20 protein-coding genes and 1 tRNA gene are annotated in these 19098 nt (G+C 72.6%); 11 read left to right on the plus strand and 10 right to left on the minus strand.

Going from position 1 to position 19098, the window contains the following annotated elements; all coding sequences use genetic code 11:
• Positions 1 to 96: 96 nt before the first annotated feature.
• The gene (locus tag ACWD4P_RS20140; RefSeq protein WP_449780487.1) at positions 97 to 1044 is read right to left on the minus strand and encodes a sigma-70 family RNA polymerase sigma factor; all 948 of its coding nucleotides are present in this window, start codon (positions 1042 to 1044) and stop codon (positions 97 to 99) included.
• A gap of 118 nt (positions 1045 to 1162) precedes the next feature.
• On the opposite strand from ACWD4P_RS20140, the gene ACWD4P_RS20145 reads away from it, so the two are divergent.
• Both ACWD4P_RS20145 and ACWD4P_RS20150 read left to right on the plus strand, forming a co-directional pair.
• Positions 1163 to 1945, plus strand: a complete 783-nt coding sequence (locus ACWD4P_RS20145) for an SDR family oxidoreductase (protein WP_359817986.1) — start codon at positions 1163 to 1165, stop codon at positions 1943 to 1945.
• A gap of 49 nt (positions 1946 to 1994) precedes the next feature.
• A complete protein-coding gene (locus tag ACWD4P_RS20150) occupies positions 1995 to 2531 on the plus strand; it encodes a hypothetical protein (RefSeq protein WP_359817988.1) in 537 nt (178 codons plus the stop codon).
• On the opposite strand, the gene ACWD4P_RS20155 is transcribed toward ACWD4P_RS20150, so the two are convergent.
• On the minus strand, positions 2509 to 3102 hold the full coding sequence (locus ACWD4P_RS20155) for an isochorismatase family protein (protein ID WP_359817990.1): 594 nt from the start codon (positions 3100 to 3102) through the stop codon (positions 2509 to 2511). The two genes, ACWD4P_RS20150 and ACWD4P_RS20155, sit on opposite strands and share 23 nt — an antisense overlap.
• A gap of 71 nt (positions 3103 to 3173) precedes the next feature.
• Here ACWD4P_RS20155 and ACWD4P_RS20160 point away from each other — a divergent pair, with 71 nt between their 5' ends.
• On the plus strand, positions 3174 to 4175 hold the full coding sequence (locus ACWD4P_RS20160) for a GlxA family transcriptional regulator (RefSeq protein ID WP_359817992.1): 1002 nt from the start codon (positions 3174 to 3176) through the stop codon (positions 4173 to 4175).
• Between the two features lie 225 nt (positions 4176 to 4400).
• Here the strand turns inward: ACWD4P_RS20160 and ACWD4P_RS20165 are convergent, their stop codons facing one another.
• Positions 4401 to 6008, minus strand: coding sequence for an AMP-binding protein (locus ACWD4P_RS20165; RefSeq protein ID WP_449780452.1), 1608 nt, complete (start codon positions 6006 to 6008; stop codon positions 4401 to 4403).
• A 169-nt stretch (positions 6009 to 6177) separates the two neighbouring features.
• Entirely contained in the window at positions 6178 to 6693 is a 516-nt protein-coding gene (locus ACWD4P_RS20170; RefSeq protein ID WP_449780453.1) for a hypothetical protein, read from the minus strand.
• 134 nt (positions 6694 to 6827) lie between these two features.
• Between ACWD4P_RS20170 and ACWD4P_RS20175 the strand changes: the two genes are divergently transcribed.
• Complete coding sequence (locus tag ACWD4P_RS20175) at positions 6828 to 7532, plus strand: alpha/beta fold hydrolase (RefSeq protein WP_359817997.1); 705 nt, start codon at positions 6828 to 6830, stop codon at positions 7530 to 7532.
• Positions 7533 to 7653: 121 nt separating this feature from the next.
• Here ACWD4P_RS20175 and ACWD4P_RS20180 read toward each other — a convergent pair whose 3' ends face one another.
• A complete protein-coding gene (locus ACWD4P_RS20180) occupies positions 7654 to 8877 on the minus strand; it encodes a pentapeptide repeat-containing protein (RefSeq protein ID WP_449780454.1) in 1224 nt (407 codons plus the stop codon).
• A 213-nt stretch (positions 8878 to 9090) separates the two neighbouring features.
• On the opposite strand from ACWD4P_RS20180, the gene ACWD4P_RS20185 reads away from it, so the two are divergent.
• On the plus strand, positions 9091 to 9261 hold the full coding sequence (locus ACWD4P_RS20185; protein ID WP_449780455.1) for a hypothetical protein: 171 nt from the start codon (positions 9091 to 9093) through the stop codon (positions 9259 to 9261).
• Between the two features lie 113 nt (positions 9262 to 9374).
• Here the strand turns inward: ACWD4P_RS20185 and ACWD4P_RS20190 are convergent, their stop codons facing one another.
• The 4 genes from ACWD4P_RS20190 to ACWD4P_RS20205 form a co-directional block, all read right to left on the minus strand.
• Positions 9375 to 10238, minus strand: coding sequence for a ribosome-inactivating family protein (locus ACWD4P_RS20190; protein ID WP_449780456.1), 864 nt, complete (start codon positions 10236 to 10238; stop codon positions 9375 to 9377).
• Between the two features lie 679 nt (positions 10239 to 10917).
• Positions 10918 to 11223: a hypothetical protein gene (locus ACWD4P_RS20195; RefSeq protein ID WP_449780457.1), complete on the minus strand. Its 306-nt coding sequence runs from the start codon at positions 11221 to 11223 to the stop codon at positions 10918 to 10920.
• A 121-nt stretch (positions 11224 to 11344) separates the two neighbouring features.
• Positions 11345 to 11911 carry a hypothetical protein gene (locus ACWD4P_RS20200; RefSeq protein ID WP_359818007.1) on the minus strand — a complete coding sequence of 189 codons (567 nt, stop codon included), beginning with the start codon at positions 11909 to 11911 and terminating at the stop codon, positions 11345 to 11347.
• A gap of 14 nt (positions 11912 to 11925) precedes the next feature.
• The gene (locus ACWD4P_RS20205; protein ID WP_359818009.1) at positions 11926 to 12360 is read right to left on the minus strand and encodes an ATP-binding protein; all 435 of its coding nucleotides are present in this window, start codon (positions 12358 to 12360) and stop codon (positions 11926 to 11928) included.
• Between the two features lie 109 nt (positions 12361 to 12469).
• Here ACWD4P_RS20205 and ACWD4P_RS20210 point away from each other — a divergent pair, with 109 nt between their 5' ends.
• The 5 genes from ACWD4P_RS20210 to ACWD4P_RS20230 all read left to right on the plus strand — a co-directional run bounded on the left by ACWD4P_RS20210 (position 12470) and on the right by ACWD4P_RS20230 (position 14698).
• Positions 12470 to 13474, plus strand: a complete 1005-nt coding sequence (locus tag ACWD4P_RS20210; RefSeq protein WP_359818011.1) for a helix-turn-helix domain-containing protein — start codon at positions 12470 to 12472, stop codon at positions 13472 to 13474.
• Positions 13428 to 13574: a DUF397 domain-containing protein gene (locus ACWD4P_RS20215; RefSeq protein ID WP_359818071.1), complete on the plus strand. Its 147-nt coding sequence runs from the start codon at positions 13428 to 13430 to the stop codon at positions 13572 to 13574. The genes ACWD4P_RS20210 and ACWD4P_RS20215 overlap by 47 nt, the downstream gene beginning before the upstream one ends.
• Before the next feature lie 224 nt (positions 13575 to 13798).
• Positions 13799 to 14218 carry a hypothetical protein gene (locus tag ACWD4P_RS20220; RefSeq protein ID WP_449780458.1) on the plus strand — a complete coding sequence of 140 codons (420 nt, stop codon included), beginning with the start codon at positions 13799 to 13801 and terminating at the stop codon, positions 14216 to 14218.
• Positions 14219 to 14375: 157 nt separating this feature from the next.
• On the plus strand, positions 14376 to 14507 hold the full coding sequence (locus ACWD4P_RS20225; protein WP_449780459.1) for a hypothetical protein: 132 nt from the start codon (positions 14376 to 14378) through the stop codon (positions 14505 to 14507).
• Between the two features lie 107 nt (positions 14508 to 14614).
• A tRNA-Leu gene (locus tag ACWD4P_RS20230) sits at positions 14615 to 14698 on the plus strand.
• Between the two features lie 92 nt (positions 14699 to 14790).
• Here ACWD4P_RS20230 and ACWD4P_RS20235 read toward each other — a convergent pair.
• Positions 14791 to 18258 carry a hypothetical protein gene (locus ACWD4P_RS20235; protein ID WP_449780460.1) on the minus strand — a complete coding sequence of 1156 codons (3468 nt, stop codon included), beginning with the start codon at positions 18256 to 18258 and terminating at the stop codon, positions 14791 to 14793.
• A gap of 393 nt (positions 18259 to 18651) precedes the next feature.
• On the opposite strand from ACWD4P_RS20235, the gene ACWD4P_RS20240 reads away from it, so the two are divergent.
• Positions 18652 to 19008 carry a peptidase inhibitor family I36 protein gene (locus ACWD4P_RS20240; RefSeq protein ID WP_449780461.1) on the plus strand — a complete coding sequence of 119 codons (357 nt, stop codon included), beginning with the start codon at positions 18652 to 18654 and terminating at the stop codon, positions 19006 to 19008.
• Positions 19009 to 19098 lie beyond the last annotated feature (90 nt).

Raw genomic sequence — 19098 nt, forward strand, 5'->3', positions numbered from 1 at the left:
CCCGAGGGCCCGCCGGGCGCGGGGGGCGCGGTCGGGGCCGGGGGGGGGGAGGGCAGCCGCCGTCCACGCCCCGGGCACCCGCCCCGGGCACCCCGGTCAGGCGTTCCGGAAGGCCGTGAGGTCCAGGGCCGCCAGCCGCCGCGGGTCGGTGAGCACGTCGATCGCCGCGATCGCGCCGTCCACCACGGTGAACGCCATGATCGACAGCGCCCGGCCGTTGTCCCCGATGACCACCGCGCCCGCGGTGCCGTTGACCAGCGCCGGCCGGGCGAACGGCGAGAGCGTGCCCCACAGGACGGCCTGGCCGGCGACCGTGCCGGCGCCCGAGTGCACCACGGTGTGCCGGGCCAGCGCCGTTCCGCCGTCCGCGCGCAGCACCACGTCCGGGTCGAGCACGGCGAGGAGCGCGTCCAGGTCGCCGTCGCGGGCGGCGGCGAAGAACGCGTCCACGGCCGCCCGCTGCCGGCCGAGGTCCGGGTCGGGCGCGGGCGCCTGCCCCTGGACCTTGCGTCGGGCCCGGCTGGCCAGTTGACGGGTGGCGGCGGTGGTCTTCTCGATCAGCGGGGCGATCTCGTCGAACGGCACCGCGAACAGGTCGTGCAGCACGAAGGCGACCCGCTCGGCCGGTGACAGCGACTCCATCACCACCATCAGTGCCAGCCCGACCGAGTCCGCGAGCAGCACCTCCTGCTCCGGGTCGACCACGCCCTCGCGCCGCAGCAGCGGGTCCGGGATGCGCGGCGGGCCCGGCTCGCCGTCGGGGCCGGCGGGCTCCAGGGGTTCCTCGCGGCGCTGGGCGCGGGTGCGCAGCAGGTTCAGGCAGACCCGGGAGACCACCGTGGTCAGCCAGCCGCCGAGGTTGTCCACGCCGGCGGTGTCGGTGCGGTCGTAGCGGAGCCAGGCCTCCTGGAGGGCGTCCTCGGCCTCGCTGAGCGAGCCGAGCATCCGGTACGCGACGGCGCGCAGGTGCGGGCGGTGCTCCTCGAAGAGCGCGGCCCGGGCGGCTTTCCCGTCCGCTTTCCCGTCCACCTTCTTCCCGTCCACCTTCTTCTCGTCCACGTGTCACATTCCTTCGTCGCCGGGGGTCGGAGCAGCAGGAGCCACCCAACAACGGCCGTGGCGGGGAGATCAACTCCCCTCCCGGGACGAATCGGAGACGATCATGACGAAGAACCCCGTGCTGGTCACCGGCGGTACCGGAACCCTGGGCCGGCAGGTGGTCCCGCTGCTGCGCGCTGCCGGGCTGCCGGTGCGCGTGCTCAGCCGCCAGGACCGTCCGGCCGCCGACGGCGTGACCTACGCGCGCGGCGATCTGCTCGGGGACCCTGCGACGGCCGCCGGGCAGCTGGACCGGGCGCTGGCGGGGGTGGACACCGTGCTGCACCTGGCCGGCGGCCCCAAGGGCGACGACGTCGCCACCCGGCTGCTGGTGGCCGCGGCGCAGCGGGCCGGGGTGCGGCACCTGGTGTTCATCTCGGTGATCGGCGCGGACCGGCTGCCGCTCGGGTACTTCCGGGCCAAGCACGCCGCCGAGCGGGCGGTGGCCGACTCGGGCCTGCCGTACACGATCCTGCGGGCCGCGCAGTTCCACGACCTGGCGTTCACGGTGGCCGAGAAGATGGCCGGGCTGCCGCTGGTGCCGGCCCCCGGCGGGGTCCGCTGGCAGCCGGTGGACGTCCGGGAGGTCGCCGCCCGGCTGGTGGAGTCGGTGCTCGGCGGGCCGGCCGGGCGGGTGCCCGACCTGGCCGGCCCGGCGGTGTACGAGATGGGCGAGCTGACCCGCGGCTACCTCGCCGCGCGCGGCCGCAGCCGCCGGCACCTGCCGCTCCGGGTGCCGGGAAAGGTCGGCCGGGCGTACCGGGCGGGGGAGAACCTGGCCGCGGCGGGGGCCGAGTACGGGCGGCGGAGCTGGGAGGAGTACCTGGCGGAGCGGCTGACGGCCTGACGGCCTGACGGCCTGACGGCTGTCCGCGGCGGTCCGTAAGGTGTCCGCCATGTCGCTCCTCGATGCCATCCGCGCCCACGCCGCCGCAGCCGACTACCTGGTCTGGCCGGGCGAGTTCGACCCGTCCCGCAGCTACGAGCACGTCGAGGAGGTCGTCCTCGCCTCGGGTGCCGCGCTGGAGCCGGTGGCCAAGGACGGCGCGGGCGGCACCTACTTCCTCTGCGGCGAGGGCGGCGAGGAGCGGCCGGTGCTGTACGCCGACTCCGAGGGCGGTGCGGCGCTGCTGGCCGTCGGGCTGCCGGAGCTGGTGCGGCTGCTGCTGGCGGTGCCGTGGTGGCGGGACTGTCCGGGGCTGACGGCGGAGGAGTGCGCGGACGCGGCCGAGGAGTACCTGGAGGACGAGCCGGACCTCCTCGCCGACCGGGACGAGGCGGCCGCGGCGCTCGGCTTCGAGGTGCCCTCCGCCGCCGGGGCCCTGGCGCGGCTGCGGGAGCTCACGCTGGGCCCCGGGGCCTCGTACGTCCTGCTCAACGCCGAGGAGGGGAACGCCTACGAGCCGTTGCTCAGGCCTTCGCGGCTTCGGTGACGGCCCCGGTCGTCACGACCTTGGCGAAGCGCATCGCGTGCAGGGTGGCGGCCGTGGCGCGGGCGAGGTCGGCGGCGGGGATGGTGGCGCCGTCGGGGCCGGCCATGTCGAAGGAGTGCATGGCGTCGGTCGGGAAGATCGCGTCGTAGCCGAGGTTGCCGGCCATCCGGGCGGTGGTCTCGCAGCACACGTTGGTGATGATCCCGGTGACCACCACCTGCCGGGCGCCGCGCTCCTGGAGCCAGGCGTGCAGGTCGGGGGTGCCGTAGAACGCGCTGTTGACGGACTTGGTGACGTGCAGCGCGGGGGTGAGGCCGGCGACGAAGTCCTTGAGCTCGTGCCCCGGGGTGCCCCCGGCCAGCGGGGTGCCCGGGCCGTCGTGCTGCACGGTGACGATCGGTCGGTCGGTGTCCTGCCAGGCGGCGATCAGTTCGGCCATCCGCTGTTCGGCCTGCGGGTTGTCGCGGGGGCCGAAGGCCTCGGCCTCGAAGCCCTTCTGGACGTCGATGAGCAGCAGGACGGCGTCGCGGTCGAGAACGAGCGGGGCGTCGAAGGCATCGGTGTTCGTCATGCGTCCATGGTGGTCGGCGACACCGGGAAGGTGTGATGGGCGGAGACGCCGCCCATCGATAGATTCCTGCCATGCACACGGTGGGCTGCCTGATCTTCGACGGTGTCCGGGCCTTCGACTACGCGGTGATCGGCGAGGTGTGGACGGACCGGTCCGCCCGGTTCGGCCTGCCCGCCTTCGACCTGCGGGTCTGCGGGCCGGAGGGCGCCCGGGTGCGGTTGGGCGGCGGGCTGGAGCGGGTCCCCGACCACGGGCCGGCGGCGCTGGCCGGCTGCGACCTGGTGGTGGTGCCCGGCATCGAGGACCCGGACGCCCGGCACGCCCCGGAGGTGCTGGGGGCCCTGCGGGCGGTCGCGGCCGCCGGCGTCCCGATCGCCTCGCTCTGCGCGGGCGCCTTCGTCCTCGCCGAGGCCGGCCTGCTGGACGGCCGGGAGGCCACCACCCACTGGGCGCTCGCCGGTGAACTCGCCCGCCGCTTCCCGGCGGTGACGGTCCGGCCGGAGGTGCTCTTCACCGGCGGCGACGGCCTGTGGACCTCGGCCGGCGTCGCGGCGGGCATCGACCTCTGCCTCCACCTGGTCCGCACCGCGCACGGCCAGCAGGCGGCCGCGACCATCGCCCGGGCCATGGTCACCGCGCCCTTCCGGACGGGTGGGCAGAACCAGTTCATCCCCTCCCCGGTGCCGGACGGCGGCGCCGACGACGACCCGCTGGCGCGCCTGCGCGCCGAGGTCCTGGCCTCCCTGGACACCCCCTGGACGGTGCGCCGGATGGCCGCCGCCGCCCTGATGTCGGAACGGACCTTCGCCCGCCGCTTCACCGCCACCACCGGCACCACCCCGGTGCGCTGGCTGCTCGACCAGCGCATCCTCGCCGTCCAGCGGCTCCTGGAGGAGAGCGACCTGCCCGTCGACACCGTCGCCACCCGCTGCGGCTTCGCCTCCGCCGTCTCCCTGCGGCCGGTCTTCACGGCGCGGGTGGGCCTCGCCCCGCGCGAGTACCGCCGTGCCTTCCGGGGGCGGGAGGAGGGCCGGGGGGACACGTCGGCGCGGCCGAACCGGCCCGCGCGGTAGGGGAGTTCCTGCCCGAGGCCGGAAGGGGAGAGGGGTGGCGGCCCTCAGCGCCGCCACCCCCGTTGGCTTCTCGGCACGGGGGGCGGGGTTCGTTGAGCCAAACCCCACCTTGGGGTGAAGTCGGACCGGTGGGCGAGGAGCCGGTGGCCGAGGGACCGGTGGCCGAGGGGCCGGTGGCCGTGGGGCGGGGCGGCGTCCGGACACCGCCCCGCCCCGGTGGGCCGCTCAGCGCGTGGCGGCCTCGCGCAGGCGCTTCTTGTCGGGCTTGCCGACGGGCGTCAGCGGGATCTCGTCCACGAGGTGCAGCACCTCGGGGGCGAAGATCCGGCCCTTGCGCTCCGTGACGAAGGCGCGGAGCTCCTCCAGTTCCGGCCGCTGCCCCGGCGCGGGGACGACGGCGACGTGGACGTGCTCCGCCTCCTGCTCGTCGCGCACACCGAAGACGGCGCAGCGGGCGACCGCCGGGTGGGTGACGAGGAGGTCCTCCACCTCGGACGGGTAGACGTGCCCGCCGACCACGATGATCAGGTCCTTGACCCGGTCGGCGAGGTAGAGGTAGCCGTCCTCGTCGAAGTAGCCGACGTCCCCCGTGTTCAGCCAGCCGTCGTGCAGGACCGCGGCGGTGAGGTCGGGCCGCTTCCAGTACCCGGCCATGACGGTGGCGGAGCGCATGTGGACCTCGCCCTGCTCGCCGGTCGGCACGGCGGTGCCGTCGAGCGAACGGATCGCCACCTCGATGCCCGGGCCGGGCCGGCCGACCGAGACCTGGCCGCCGCGGCCGATCCGGTCGTGCTCCTGCGGCGGGAGCATGGAGATCAGCTGCGCCTCCGACATCCCGTAGACCCCGTACAGGACGGGCCCGAAGACCTTGAGGGCCTCGCGGATCCGGGTCGGCGAGGCGGCGCTGCCCCCGTACGCGATGTGCCGCAGGCTGGACAGGTCGGTGCGGCCGATCGCCGGGTGGTCGAGCAGCTGGTGGAGCAGCGGCGGCAGCACCCACAGGTCGGTGATGCGTTCGCGCTCGACGGCGGCCAGGACGGCGCCCGGCTCGAAGGAGCGCTGGAGGACGACCGTGCCGCCGCGCTGGAGGGTGACGTCGGCGAAGATCCCGGCGAGGTGGGCGAGCGGGGTGGCGGCGAGCACCCGGGGCGGGCCCTCGGCGGGATCGCTGCCGACCGGGGCGTCGAAGACGCGGCGGTAGGTGCCGTGGAGGCTGAGGATGCCCTTGGGGATGCCGGTGGTGCCGCCGGTGTGGCGGATGCCGAGGTCGTCCTCCGGTCCGATCCGGACGTCCGGGGGTTCGGCGGGGCGGTGGGCGGAGGCGGCGATGACGTCCTCGCCGATCGCGCCGGTGCCGGTGCCGGTGCCGGTGCCGTCCTCCGTCGGGTTCGGGCCCGGGCCGAGGGTGAGGACCGTCGGCACGTCGATCAGCGGGAGCAACGCGGGGGCGTCGGCGTACCGTTCGGCGTCCACGAGCAGCACGGCGGTGTCGACGCTCGCGGTGATCTCGGCCAGGACGGGGGTGCTCATGCCGTCGTACAGGTTCACCACCCGGGCCCCCGCGAGGCCCGCCGCGTAGCGGGCGCTCAGGGCTTCGGGGGTGTTGCCGGTCAGCAGGGTCACGGTGGTGCCGCGGGCGGCGCCCCGGGCGATCAGCTCGTGGGCGAGGCGGTAGGTGGCGGCGGCGAAGTCGCCGGCGGTGATCCCGACGCCGTCGGCGGTGACGATGGCCCGCCGGTCGGGGTCGGATGCGAGGGACCGGAGGATCAGGGCGGGGCCGCTGACGAACTCCGGGTCCTGCATGGCTACTTCTTCCTTGTAGTTTGCAACCATGGCCACAGGCTAACCCCACCCGTGCCAATGTGCCGGGGGTGGACTCCCGGGAAATGGCGTGAACTCTTCGCCGAAGGCGCGTTTATGACAGTGCATCAGTGGCTGAAAGCCGTCCGCGCCGCCGCCTTTCGGGTGAAACGCGGGCGGCGGTCCGGTGCGGTGGCCCCGCTCAGAACGCCAGCGGGGGCCGGAGGGCGAGGTCGGTGGCGGCGGCCCAGTGCTCGGTGGCGGCGGTGACGATTGCGTAGCCCTGCTGGGAGGGGAGCCGGGGGATCAGGGCGCTGCGGCAGCCGTGGCTGTGGTGGACCTCCACCGGGACGGGGACGCCGTGGAGCAGCACCTCGCCCGGGGTCGGTGGCCCGGCGAGCGGGGCGAGGGCGGTGCGCGGGTCGAGTCGGTCCGCATTGGCGAGGAAGGTGGAGAGCTGGGACTGCGGGGTGGTGAGGGAGCCCACCCGGTGGCCGGCCGGCACGGGGCGGGAGGTCTGGACGACGGCGACGAGCTCGCCGTCCAGGTGGTAGTTGAGGTCGAGGTGGCAGAGGTAGCCGTCGGAGGACAGCCGCCCCAGCAGGAACAGCCACCCGGGCGGAGCGGCGCGGAGGGTGGCGATCTGCTCGCCCCACTCCTCGGCGGTCTCGCGGTGGGTCGGTATGCGGATGCTGCCCGGGCGGGTGTCGCGGAACAAGGGCTTCCCCCAACGGGTGGTCGATGGCCGGTCGTTGGGATGAGTATGCGGGTGCCGACAGGCGGTTCGGGGGCGGACCGGTCGGTAGGCTCGGGACGATGCGGAAGTGATCCGTTCCGGACGGGGGAGTGATCGTGGCGACGTACGTTCTGATCCATGGCGCGGCTGCCGATTCCTGGTGCTGGGAGCCACTGGCGGCCGAGTTGCGCGGGCGGGGCCACCAGGTGGTCGCGCCGGACCTGCCGTGCGAGGACGACGCGGCCGGGCTCGTCGAGTACGCGGACGCGGTGGTGGCGGCGGTCCCGTCGCCGGTCGGCGGGCGCGCGGGGCAACTCGTCGTCGTCGCGCACTCGTTCGGCGGCTTCACCGGCCCGCTGGTGTGCGAGCGCCTGCCGGTGGACCTGTTGGTCATGCTCCAGGCCCAGGTGCCGGCGCCCGGGGAGACGCCGGGCGCCTGGTGGGAGAACACCGGCTACGCGCGGGACCGCCGCGAATCCGACCGCGGCAGGGGCGTGGCGGAGGGTGCGGAGGAGGACCCGCGCGCCCTGTTCCTCCACGACACCCCGGCCGCGCTCGTCGAGGAACTCCTCGCGGAGCACCAGCGGCAGCAGTCGGCCACCCCGTTCGGGACGCCCTGGCCACTGGCGGCCTGGCCCCGGGTGCCCACCCGGTTCCTGCTGGCCACCGGCGACCGCTTCTTCCCGCCCGCGTTCCTGCGGCGGCACGTCCAGGAACGGCTGGGCCTGCGCCCGGACGAGATGCCCGGCGACCACCTCCCGATGCTCGGCCACCCGCACGACCTGGCCGAACGCCTGGAGGCCTACCGCGCCGAGCTGTAGCCGGGGCGCCCCGGCGCACGGGAGGTCGGCGGGGCCGACTTCCCGTGCGGGTGGGGCGGGGCTTCTCGGCCGGCAGGCCCTCGGGGACCTGCCCGCACCCTGAGGGCGGTGCGGGCCCCCGTCAGCCGGGATCGGGTACGACCGTGACGGAGGCGAGCTGGGCGGGCGTCAGCGCCATGTGGCTCAGCGCTCGCTGGGTGAAGCGCGCTCCGGACACGTCGGCATCGGCGAAGGAGTTGCCGTCGAACGTCGCACCGGTGAAGTCCGCGCCGGCGAGGACGGCGTGGTCGAACACGCAGCGCATCAGGGCGGCCTGACGGAAGTCGGCGCCGCGCAGGTCCGCGTAGCTGAAGTCGGCGTGAGCGGTTTCGCATCCGGTCAGCCGGGTCCGGTGGCCCGAGGCACCCATCAGGTTCGCTCGCGAGAGCAGGGTGTGGGACAGGTTCGCGTCCGAGAGCCTGGCGTTCATCATGGCCGCGTCGGTGAGGTTGCACCGGGTGAGATCGGCGTCGGTGAGATTGACGGACTCCAGGTTCGCGCCGGTGAGCGTCGCCTGTGCCAGCCGGGCGTCCTCGAGTTGCGCGTGCTGCAGGGAGCCGTTCGCCAGCAGGCTCCCGCTCAGGTCGGCGCTCCAGAGCCGGGCCCCGTCCCAGACGAGGTTCCGAAGGTCGAGCCGCGACAGGTCGATCCCGTCGGCGAAGTACTCATAGGGCAGGCGCCCCAGGACCAGTGCCGCCACCTGGGCCTCCTCGGACGGAGCAGGGGCCGGGCCGAGGGGGCCCTCCAGCGGTCGGGCCCTCCGGAGGAAGTCCGCCAGCAGCGAAGGCCACCGGGGGGAGACGGGCACCTCGTCCCGCCGTCGGGTGCGCCACGCCAGCCGTTCCAGGCGGTACAGGGCCGCGATCCGACGATCCGACTCGGGGTGGCGGAGCTCCGCCCCCAGATCCGCGTCCTCCGGGGCCGGCCGGGTCGGCTCCTCCGGAGCTTCTTGGGCCGGGGAGTCCGGTGTGGCCGGGGCCGCGTCCTCGACGGCCAGCCAGAGCCGGTGGAAGCGTTCGACCTCGGCCTCCGGGTCCGGCTTCTGCCGGCCGACGGCGGCTTCGGCGAGGTAGCGCACCACGGATTCCATCCGCGCCCAGGCGGGCACGGCCACACCGCGCAGCAGCTGGCTCACGGTGTCGTGGCTGACCGGGGCCGGCAGGTCCTGGCGCTTCCTGATGCCGTCGGAGATCTCGCGGAGGCTGGGTTTGCCGGCTCCCCGGTGCAGCCCGTGCAGTGCGTCGACCAGGTCCCGGCGCGGCCCGGGCGGGAGGCTCTCGCTGCTGGGTATGGCGATTCTTGCCACGGGCCGCCCCTCGATGCGCTGTCAGATTCCGTCCGGTGCTGTCAGTTCATCATGGACCGAGGGCGGGTCGGTGTCAGGTGAACGCCCTTTTCCGGCAGGCGGCTTCCGGCTTCATCCGGTCCCATCGGCCGGGCGCGGTGCGGCTGCCGGCCGGCTCCAGAGTGGAGTCAGGCCGTGGGACGCGGCCGATTCCCCCGGGAGAGGAGAGGCGAGATGGTCGCCTGGAACGGCAAGCAGGGTCGGGCAGCCGAGGAGGCGCGGCGCGGGCGGTGGCGGGTCGTGCGGCGCACCGTCGTGCTGCACTTCGTCCGGGGCATGGCCGCGGCGGCGGGCGGTGCCACCGTGACCGCGCTGCTCGCCCGGCTGGTCGCCGGGCACGGCTGAGGCGCGGCGCGCCGACGAGCCGGGCGGGCGAGGGGCGGGCGTCCGGCACGATGGGCCGCCCCCGGTCGTCCGCCCCCTCCGCGTCGCCCCCCCCGGCCGGGGGACGGGAGCCGTCAGAGCTCGTCGTGGTTCCAGTCCCCGTTGTCGGTGTGGGGGTGGCCCATGGTCATCTGCACGTACCAGCGCAGGTGGTCGAGGTTGTCGACCCGCCCGACCTCGTCGATCTCGACCGCGGTCGCGTTCTGCCCGGCGGAGGCGCGCTGGTAGAACCGCGACAGGGCGTCCCAGGAGTTCTCCAGGTTCTGCTGCGCTTGCGGCAGTTGGCGGACGTCCCAGTTGTTCATCGCCGCGCGGAAGGTGCCCTCGACATCGTTGAACCGGGCGGCCTCGGAGAGGGCCTGGATCATCAGGCTCAGCGAGCGCGCGGTGGCCTGGCGGTTGCCCCACGGGTTGCTCTCGGCCGCCAGCTGGACGATGGAGTACCGCAGGTCGATCCAGCTGATGGGCATCGCGCCCCGGTTCCGGCCGGCCGCCTGGCTCAGCGCGTTGTAGTTCGAACCGATGTTCATCGTCTGGACGTTGGGGTTGACCGGCGGCGTCGGGGAGGTGGTCTCCGAGATCCGCGTCTGCAGAGCGTTGCCGATGTCGTTGAACTGGTAGGTGACGCCGTTCTCGTTGGAGAAGCCCCACACGTAGAGGTTGGAGGGGTTGACCCAGATGTCGGTGTGGCGGCGCCGGCCCTGGTCGTCGAGCGCGGTCAGCGAGACCTGGACGAGGCCGACGTCCTCCAGCTGCGTCTCCTGCATGTTGTAGCCCGCCACCGCCGCCCGCAGGCTGGCCATGAAGGTGGAGTAGCGGATGGTCTCGGACTCGCCGGGGCCGCCCTCCGACAGGTCGAACCACACGTGGGACATGTGGCGCCACTCGGTGCGGGCCTCGGCGGTTCCGGCCCCGCCGAGCACGCCGGTGAGTGCCATGCTCAGGCCTACGCCTGCCAGGAGGAGCGAACGGAGCCGTGCGCGGACGGTGGTGTGCCTCTTCATCTTCTTCTCTCTTGGCTGCCGGAGCGGGCTCTCTGACGATCCGTCCGGTTCGGTGGGTGGCGCCGGTGGTGCCGGGGTGTCTCTGCCGGGCAGCACTGTGCCACGGGGCGTGACTGACTCGGGGTGGGGCGGATGACTTACCCCGGTGACCTACGACGGGGTGGAACGGGCGGCCGGGCGGCAGCGGCGCGGGGGTCCGGGGAGAGACGGGCCCGGGACTCGTGGTGATGCTCAAGTCCCCTGGTGGGCAGCGAAGATGGGCCCATGGAGGGGCCTGGCGCGAGGCGGTCACCCGGGGTGGGCGTCTGGGCCGACAGGCCAGGGCTGCGCGATCGCCCGGGCGGAAGCGGCCGTCGTCGCCACGCCGCAAGCGTGCAGGCTCGGCACAGCGGAGGGCGCTGACGGGCAAGGGCGGCGACGCCGTGCGGCCGGGCGGCGCATCACTCGGCCCTGCGCGGGAAGTCGGCGGGGCCGACTTCCCGCGCAGGGCTACGGGTCGTGCCGGTGCCCGCGTCCGACGTCCCGAGGAGGGAGACCCGCCTCCTCGGCGGCGCGAGCCGGGCGCGGTGGCGCTCCGGGGCCGCCGCGCCGGGACGGGGATCGGGGGGGGCGGTCAGACGGTGAGGTCCTGGCCGATCGCCCGCAGGACGTCGGCGAGCCAGACCAGGTGGTAGCCCAGGGCCCGGTCCTCGTCGGCCAGCAGGTCCCGCAGGTGCTGCCAGGACTCGGTGAGCTGCCCGATCGTCAGGGTCTCCGGGTTCTTCATGACGTCATACATCTCGTCGGACGGGATCGACCAGAAGTAGTCCTTGTCCAGGGCGACGCCACCGCCCGTCGTGGTGCTCTCGACGTGCCGGATCAGCACGTCGAAGGATCTGCGCAGTTCGTCGAGGGGCACGTGCAGGGGATCACCGGTCATGGGCGCCATCCTGGCGCCTGACGGCACCAAGATCCACAGCTTTGGTGCCCGGCGGCTCGCGCGGGAAGCCGGTGGGGTCGACTTCCTGTGCGACGGCGGCGGCGACGGCGGCGGCGAGGCGTCAGGCGGGAATGTTCGCCGCCTGGGTGCGGCAGTGGGTGAGGGCGCGTTTGAGGCGGGCATCGGGGCTGGGGACGGCGGTGAGGAGCTCGCCGGCACTGGTGAGGGCGGTCCAGTAGGCGGTGGGGTCGCCGGTGCGCGGGAGGGGATTGGCGGAGGCGAGGGAGAGGTAGGCGGCGGTGAGGTTGCCGGTGGTGAACCACCGCTGGAGCCCGTGGTGGTGGCCGGGGCGGATGCCGCCCATGGCGTCGATGGCGGTGACCAGGAGGTCGACGACCGCGAGTTCGGCGTCGGTGAGCGACCTGGGGACGTCGAAGACGCCGAGGGCTTCGAGGAGTTCACCGGTGTCGGACTCGGAGTCCGGGCGGGGGTTGGCGAGGAGGGCGTCGTAGCACTCGGCCAGGCGGCGGGTGGTCTCGGCGAGCGGAATGGCGAGGGCGAGGCAGACAGCGCGCGCCACGGGCAGGGGCTGGTGGCCGAGACGGGCGATGAGGGCGTAGGTCGCGGCCGGGGTGGCACCGCGCGAGAGGGTGTGGCGGGCGAGGGTGGTGAGCGACGGCTGGTCCATGACGGGGGCGGCTTTCAGACGGTGACGAGGGCGGGCACGGGCACGGGGGCGACCAGCGCCCAGACGACCTTGCCGATGCCGCCCGGGCGGGAGGCGCTACCCCAACGTTCGGCGAGTTCGTTGACGAGGAAGAGCCCGCGTCCGTGCTCGTCGTCCGGGTTCGGGGTGTGGAGGTAGGGGCGGCCGGTGCCGGCGTCGTGGACTTCGAGGCGCAGGCGCGAGCCGGAGAGGGCGAAGCGGATCTCGATGTGGCGGTCGTCGGGAGCGTCGGAGTGCTGGACTGCGTTGGCGAACAACTCGCCGAGGAGGAGTTCGGCGGTGTCAGAGTAGCGGTCGCCGGCGGGCAGTCCGGAGAGGTAGGCCCGGAGCAAGTAGCGGGCCAGCGGCGTGGATTCGGTCCGGGCGTCGAGCCGGGCGACGAACGCGCGGGGACGGTGGGCAGCGAGCATGGGGGAGCACCTCGGGGGGCGGAGGGGGCGTGAAAGAGGGGCGCGCGATGTAACGCTCTGCACGCGATACGTCGCATTCCGGTATCAATCATGGGGTGCTGGAGTTACGGTGGCGACCAAAACGCTGTGTGAGGGCTCGCAACACCTGAGGGAGAAACACGTGGCACATCGGCGTCTTGGGATCGGACCGACGGTGAGCCCGGCGGAGATGTTCGGGGAAGCGCTCCGCTTCGCGCGGGAGCGGGCCGGCTACACGCAGGAGGAACTGGGCAAGCTGATGCACCTCGACCGGACGGTGATCACGAGGTTCGAGGGTGGTAGGCGTCCGGTGGACCGCGAGACGGCGGCGAAGCTCGACGACCTGCTGGCCATGGGGGGCATGCTGGTTCGGCTTTGGGAGCGCGTGGACTGGCAGGCGGACATCGAGAGCCAAGACTGGTTCGAGAAGTTCATGGAGCTGGAGGAAGAGGCTCTGGCGATTCGGGTGCTTCAGTACAACCGGATCAACGGTCTCCTGCAGTGCGAAGAGTACGTTCGCGCGATGATCAGCACCGGAAAAGCGCGCAACGATCCGAAGCGCTACGCCGAGTTGGTCGATACTCGATTGAGTCGGCAGGGTCGCTTCCTGGTTCCTGATGGGCCGACCTTGATGGTGGTTCTTGATGAGAGCGCCATCCGCACGGTGATCGGTGGCCCAGGGGTGATGCGACGGCAGATGGAGCACCTGCTTGCGGTGACTGAGCGCTCGAACATCGTCATCGAGGTAGCTCCATTCGGTCGCCCGATGGCGACGACACCATCGACATCCATGGTGCTGATGTTGATGCCGGACGGGAAGGAATGGGTGTACTCGGAGAGCTTGTATCGAGGGCACTTCAGTGACGCCCCAGCAGTGGTCGAGGAGTCAAGGCGGGACTTTGACGTGGTGCGTACCGGTGTACTCTCGCCGGGAGATACCCGTGCCCTGATCGCCGATGCGATGGAGGAGTACCGTTTTGCAGAACGCCGATCCCATGAAGGCCACTTGGCGCAAGAGCAGCTACAGCGGTGGCGACGGGGCCGAGTGCATCGAGGCGGCCCTTGGTTTCCTCCCCGGCGCCGTCCCGGTGCGTGACTCCAAGGACCCGCAGGGCCCGGCGCTCGTCTTTCCGGCCGTCTCCTGGCAGGCCTTCGTTGCGGCCGTGCGAACCGGGGACTTCCCGGTCGAAGGCTGATTCACCTCCCGACCTCCTCGGGGCGGGGCGCCGACGGGCGCCCCGCCCCGAGTCCTGTTCGGGAGCACTCTTCGTCCCCTCGGAGCCAGCCGGGCGTATACGTAGTATTTCCCGGCGTGCCCGCCCGTCCGCCCTGAACGAGCCCGCTTAGCCTGCGGATCGCAGGTGGCGCCCCCTGTCGATGCAGCACCTCCAGTCAGTCCTCACAGGGAAAGAGCAACGACATGGCATTCAGGAAGACCCTGGGCACGATCGGCACGACGGCGATCCTCGCGTTCGCCGCCGTCGGTGCGGCCTCCCCCGCCGCGAACGCGGCGGAGCCGGTGGTCACCATCTCGGGACAGCAGCTCTCGATCGTGCCGGCGACCGCCGCCGCCACGCCGGCCGACCAGGCCCAGGGCGAGTCGGTCGTCGGCGTGACGGTCACCCCGGGCACCAACAAGCCGCTGAGCCTCAGCTGCGGAAACTACGGCTTCGACGGCCCCTGGTTCTACGAGACCTGTAGTGGCAGCAGCTACCGCGTGTTCGTCGATTGCTCGGACGGCTACCGGTACATCTCCACCTCGTACTACAGCGGCACCCACAGCTTCGCCCTGAAGTGCCCGGCGGGCAACGCCGTGGGCGGCGGCGCCATCGGTAACTGACGCCGCGTGACGGCGTGAGACCGCGCCCCGGCACCCCTCGATCCGGGGGTGCCGGGGCATCCTCATGCGTGCGCGCCTACGCGTCGGCGGGGGCGTGTGTCCTCGCACGATAGGCGCGCTCCTTCACGAGTGCGCCGCACGTCTTCATCGAGCACCCGTGGCCGCCACCTCCAGCTCGGGCAGGACCGTCACCCGCACCGCCGGCCTCCACGAGGCGGGCCCGGTGCTGGAGTCCCTGGAGGCGTACGGACCGACCGGCGCCGCCGGCATCGACGAGTTCGGTGCCTGAGGAGCACGGCCTCCGGGTGCCGGGGGAGGAGTGGCTTCCGTCCGTTCGCCCGGGGGTGGTCGGAGGCACCCCTGCGGATGGTCTATAGTTTTCCTCATCACCCAGATGCGCGGGTGGCGGAATAGGCAGACGCGCTGGATTCAGGTTCCAGTGCCCGAAAGGGCGTGGGGGTTCAACTCCCCCCTCGCGCACAGCGAACGGCCGGTCGATCTTCGGATCGACCGGCCGCTTTGTTTTCCGTGGACGGCCGGGGACGCGGCGCGAATCCGTGCGGGGCGCGGGGTCAGTGCTTGTCGTAGTGGCGGCAGAGCATGACGCCGCCGAGGATGGTGAAGAAGGTGTCGACGCCGGCCTTGACCGTCGCGATCACGAAGCCGGAATCGGGCTCCTTGAGCATGATCCGGTTGTTCAGGAGGGCGGTCGCCGGGGAGATCGCCAGCAGGACCCGGGCCGCGGCCTCGTCGCCGTCCTCCGTCGTGCCGTCGACGATCCGTGCCAGCGATCTGTACAGGTCCCAGAAGCAGCCCTTGAGCATCAGGAGGACGGGGACCGGGTCCCCGGCGTCCGCCAGTTTCGTGAGCCACGCCTTCGCCGCGGACCGGTACACCACGGCCAGCACCGCGAACGCCAGCGCGAAGAGGGTGGCGACGAGGGCGATGACCCAGCCCGGTGTCATGCTCTCGGCCAGCACCGTGGTCCCGATGTCGAAGACCACGAGGGTGAACAGCAGGTTGGCGACCTGGACGAGCGGGCCGAGGTAGGGCCAGTCGAGGCCCTGGGCGCTCTCGTAGGCGAGGAGGTCGCCCACCGCGTAGAAGGCGAACTGGACGGTCTGCAGGATCGCCGCGACCAGCAGCCACGTCTTGTCCGTGGGCGTGAGCGTCTTGGGGACGGCCCCGCGCGCCTGGGCCTGGAGCAGTGCGTTCTTCTTGGGGAAGGGCTCGGCCCCCTTGCCCTTGATCAGCCGGTAGATCAGGGTCACCGGGAGGGCGCCGAGGAAGCAGAGGGCGCCGTTGACGGTCAGGGGCGCGTCCGGTTCGCCGGCCTGTTTGGCGATCCACTTCCAGAGCGTCCCGATGACCGGCACCTCGCGGGGGGCGGTCAGCGCCGTCTTCAGCTTGTCGATGGCCTTGGAGACGAGGTCGACCACCGCGTGGAGCACGGCGTCCCCGAAGTCGAGCGCGGCCAGGGCCAGTTGCTCGAACGATTCGAGCAGTGCGGCGAGGGTCGTGGCCTTGAGGTCCTGGGGCTTGGCGGCGAGGTCCGTGAAGGCTTGGAGCAGCTTCCGCACGCCCGTGACGAACTCCTCGCCGGCCTTCTTCAGGAGGGGGGCGCACGTGTCCCAGGTGGTGTTGTCGACGATGTCCTTGTCGGTGTCCCGCGGCGGGATCGTCATGACCGCCGCCTTGTCCTGGAACCAGTTGAGGTGGGCGTTGCCCCCGTTGAGGTCGGAGAGCTTCGCGTCCCCGACGACGAGGGTCCCCTGCTCGCCCTTCCCGGGCAGGTCGTCGTAGCTGCCGACCGTCTTGTCCCCGAGTTTGGCGCGGGCGTCCTTGAAGCTCTTCCTGACGCTGTCCTTCTGCTTCCGGAGGTAGTCGTCGGCGAGGTTTCCGGCCTCCTTGACGGCGGCCTGGGCCTTGTCGAGCATGGTGAGGACGGAGGACTCGAAGACCTTCTTGGTGTTCCAGATCGCGGGGAAGTCGAACCAGGCCGTCAGCCAGCCGACGACGTCGCCGAGCTTCGCGCCGATCATCTTGAAGACGCTGCCGATGAAGCCCAGGATCGCCTGGATCGCGTCCTTCCCCAGGGTCACGAGCTGCTTGATCCCGTCCTTGAACTTGGCCCACAGCTTGGCGAACTTGTCCTTCCAGCTGAAGGTGATGCTCATCTCGGTGATGGCCCCGGTCTGCAGGCCCGCGTGGACGTCCCCGAAGACGATCGGGGACTTCTCCCAGGAGTCGTCCAGGGTCTCCGGCTCCTGGAGTTCCACGTAGTCGACCTGCGGCGTTCCGTCGACCAGCGTCACCGACAGGCGGAAGCCGAAGGCGTTCCTCGACGCGGAACCGGCCTTGGTCTCGGCCATCGCCTTGATCGCGTCGGCCGCCTCCTGGGCGGTCTTCTTGGATTTCGCGGCCTCGGGCGCCAACGCGTCCTGGCCCGGGCGGCCGGCCGGGCCGGGGACCTTCGCGCCGGCCAGGGTGCCGCCGCCGAAGTCGGGCAGCGGGCCCGCGGGGTTGGTGAGGTTGTACTTCAGGTTCTTCGTGCCGCGCAGGTAGTCCTCGGTGTCCCGGGAGGGGCGCAGCAGGACGTCCTGGAGCCCCTCGACCCTGAGGACGAGGTCGGGAGCGGACAGCCCGGTCGGGGTGACGGCGAGGGTGACCCGGCCGAACAGGTCGGTCTTCAGCGGGGTCGGCCGGTCGGTGACCTCCACGATCTGGCCGTCGACGGCGACCTCGCCCTCGGTGTCGCCCGGGGCTCGGGACAGGGTCACGGGCTGTCCGGCCACGGGCGCGCCGGACCGGTCGAGGACGGTGGCCTCCACCCGGTAGCGGGTGACTTCCTTGACGCCCGCCGCGGGGTCGTGGACGTGCACGCGCCGCCACAGGCCGGTGGTGCTGTCCTGGACGTCGAGCCGCAGCTCGTTCTTCGTCTCGTCGCCGGACTCGGTGCCCGCCTCGACCAGGAAGACGGTCGCGGTCTCCAGCGGTGAGGGCGGCGTGGCGGCGGCCACCACGTCAGCCTGGAGCGGCGTGCCCGGAAGTGCCGCGCCCTGGGCGGGCAGCCGGTGGATCCAGCACACCTTCCGGTCGTCGATCGCGTAGACGGTGTGACCGCCGTCGGCGGCGGGATGGAAGGACGCTCGGACGATGTTCCCGGCGTTGAGCTTCTCGTGGACGGTCATGATCCTGGCAGCGTCGTCGTAGAGCAGGGTCCACAGGGCGCCGGCCGCGTCGGTCACCAGGAACACCGCGCCGCCGGCGACGGCGTAGCCGCCGATCACGTGCCGTGCCTTGGAGGGGAGCGGATCGATGGAGACGTCTTCCTCCTGCTGCCCGTTCCGCGCGGCGATCAAGCCGTCCTTCTCGACGACGCCCAGCACCACGAAGTCCGTCTCCGACAGCATGACCACGGCGACGTCGTCCACCGGCAGGTTCCCGAGACGGGTGTCCCCGGACGATGTGCCGCGGATCTCGACGTGCACCGACGGCGTGTGCCCGTTGTACGTCACGGGATTCCCCCGCGGGGTGTACGTCGTGTCGATGGTCTCGTAGATCAGGGCCTGCTCGGGACCGTCGGGCGAGGGCGTGGTCCAGGTGCCGTCCGGGAGGAGTTCGGAGATGAACAACTGGCCGTTGGGCCACACCCCGACATCGGTGTACTTGACGCTGATCTGCGCGGTCACCTTGTGGGCGCGGTCCTCGGGCACCAGAGTCACCGTGAGGTCGTTGAACACCCAGCCGGTCCGCTTGGCCTGCTCCTGGAGCCAGGCCTCGAACGGGCTGGTGACGCTCCAGCCCGTCGGGGTGCCCAGGGCGCGGGCCACGTGCCGGATGTCGGGGACCGGGCCCTTCCGGGGGCAGAACACCAGGGCCTGGTGCCCGTCGGAGTCCGAGCTCGCCTTCTCGCCGGGGTCGTGGAACGCGAGGACCGGTTTGCGCCGGGCGGTGTCCACGACCACCGGCCCGCCCAGGACCACGTCCTGGCTGAGGACTTGGGTGACGTCGACGTGGTCTGCCGTGCGGCTGCGCAACCGTCGGTCGGTAGCGCTGGGCGCCATCATGAGCGACTCCGTTCCGTGGGGGTCGAACCGTCTTGGTTCGTGCACTGCGTACCCGGTCGGTGGGAGCGCCCGCGCGGCGGGCGGCGATGTTCCCGCGAACGGGCCTCCCGCCGTGGATGCCGCCGTTCAGGGATCCGGCCAGGGGCCCGGCCGGGGGGCCGTCCAGGGGTGAACTCCCGGCTCCGGCGCGCCGATCGGGGCCCGGTGCCTCCCGGCGCCAGGCCCCTGCCCTGTTCCCCGTGCGGCCCGGTGTGTGTACTTACGACTTTCCCCGGCGCCGTTTATCCGGCCCCTCCGGGGTGGGATCCCCCTTCCGGGCGGTGCGGCCGCTGTCCGCCCGGGAATCGGAAGGGGGTGGCCGCCGTGCCGTGGTCCGTGTCCGGTCGGGCGGCCGTCTCGCTGACCGCCGCCGCGCTCGCGAGCGCGGCCGTGATCCCCGCGACGGGCGCGCCGTCCGTCCCCAGGCAGCTCGGCCGCCCCCGGGGGCACACGGTGTGCGCCTACACCGAGCCGGACTTCCAGGGCCTGCTGGAGCACGTCAGGCAGTCGCGGCCGATGATCGAGCCGCCCGTCGAGAGCGCCGTCAACCACAGCCAAGTGGCTTGGTGCTTCTACGAGTTGCCCGCGTACGGCGGACTGCGCGTCACCGTCGAACCGGGCCTCGGCGCCACCAGCTTCCCGTACCCCGTCCAGTCCGCCCGGCCGACCGGAAGCGACTGAGCGGGCCCTCAGGGGCTCTCCGTGCCGCGGCCTCTCCCCGCGATCCGCGGGCGTCTTCACGGAAACGGCCGGTCGACCACCAGGTCGACC

This window comes from Kitasatospora sp. NPDC002543 (genome assembly GCF_053594915.1).

Bases quoted from the DNA above. Each gene is read 5' to 3' on its own strand.
- ACWD4P_RS20220 (WP_449780458.1), top strand. From the start codon at position 13,799: ATGGCATTCAGGAAGACCCTGGGCACGATCGGCACGACGGCGATCCTC.
- ACWD4P_RS20165 (WP_449780452.1), bottom strand. From the start codon at position 6,008: ATGGTTGCAAACTACAAGGAAGAAGTAGCCATGCAGGACCCGGAGTTC.
- ACWD4P_RS20205 (WP_359818009.1), bottom strand. From the start codon at position 12,360: ATGCTCGCTGCCCACCGTCCCCGCGCGTTCGTCGCCCGGCTCGACGCC.
- ACWD4P_RS20150 (WP_359817988.1), top strand. From the start codon at position 1,995: ATGTCGCTCCTCGATGCCATCCGCGCCCACGCCGCCGCAGCCGACTAC.
- ACWD4P_RS20185 (WP_449780455.1), top strand. From the start codon at position 9,091: ATGGTCGCCTGGAACGGCAAGCAGGGTCGGGCAGCCGAGGAGGCGCGG.
- ACWD4P_RS20190 (WP_449780456.1), bottom strand. From the start codon at position 10,238: ATGGCACTCACCGGCGTGCTCGGCGGGGCCGGAACCGCCGAGGCCCGC.
- ACWD4P_RS20155 (WP_359817990.1), bottom strand. From the start codon at position 3,102: ATGACGAACACCGATGCCTTCGACGCCCCGCTCGTTCTCGACCGCGAC.
- ACWD4P_RS20145 (WP_359817986.1), top strand. From the start codon at position 1,163: ATGACGAAGAACCCCGTGCTGGTCACCGGCGGTACCGGAACCCTGGGC.
- ACWD4P_RS20200 (WP_359818007.1), bottom strand. From the start codon at position 11,911: ATGGACCAGCCGTCGCTCACCACCCTCGCCCGCCACACCCTCTCGCGC.
- ACWD4P_RS20195 (WP_449780457.1), bottom strand. From the start codon at position 11,223: ATGACCGGTGATCCCCTGCACGTGCCCCTCGACGAACTGCGCAGATCC.
- ACWD4P_RS20160 (WP_359817992.1), top strand. From the start codon at position 3,174: ATGCACACGGTGGGCTGCCTGATCTTCGACGGTGTCCGGGCCTTCGAC.